Annotated in this window: 1 protein-coding gene; it reads left to right on the forward strand. The window is 51.4% G+C overall.

Going from position 1 to position 665, the window contains the following annotated elements:
* Positions 1-171: 171 nt before the first annotated feature.
* Positions 172-665, forward strand: a 494-nt coding sequence (locus GSQ70_RS00005; protein ID WP_158780364.1) for a GTP-binding protein, incomplete at its 3' end; no start/stop codon positions are given.

Here is a 665-nt window from a genome sequence, read left to right on the forward strand (position 1 = left end):
GTAGAGCGCACCCTTGGTAAGGGTGAGGTCCCCAGTTCGACTCTGGGTATCAGCACCACTTCTAAATCTCCCTCCCTGATTCTTCTCTGTGCGTTAAAATTCAACTATTCAGGCAATGCCTGGTTGATGTGGTGATATCACCGATTTATCCGTGTCTTAGAGGGACAAGCGATGTCTAAAGAAAAATTTGAACGTTCCAAACCGCACGTCAACGTTGGTACTATCGGCCACGTTGACCACGGTAAAACTACCCTGACTGCTGCTATCACCACCGTTCTGGCTAAAACCTACGGCGGTTCTGCACGTGCTTTCGACCAGATCGATAACGCGCCAGAAGAAAAAGCTCGTGGTATCACTATCAACACTTCACACGTTGAATATGACACCCCAACTCGCCACTATGCGCACGTTGACTGCCCAGGCCACGCCGACTATGTGAAAAACATGATCACCGGTGCTGCTCAGATGGACGGCGCAATCCTGGTCGTTGCTGCAACTGACGGCCCAATGCCTCAGACTCGTGAGCACATCCTGCTGGGTCGTCAGGTTGGCGTTCCTTACATCATCGTGTTCCTGAACAAGTGCGACATGGTTGATGACGAAGAGCTGCTGGAACTGGTAGAAATGGAAGTTCGTGACCTGCTGTCACAGTACGACTTCCCGGG

The organism is Pantoea sp. BAV 3049, from assembly GCF_009765445.1.
Lineage (GTDB): Bacteria > Pseudomonadota > Gammaproteobacteria > Enterobacterales > Enterobacteriaceae > Erwinia.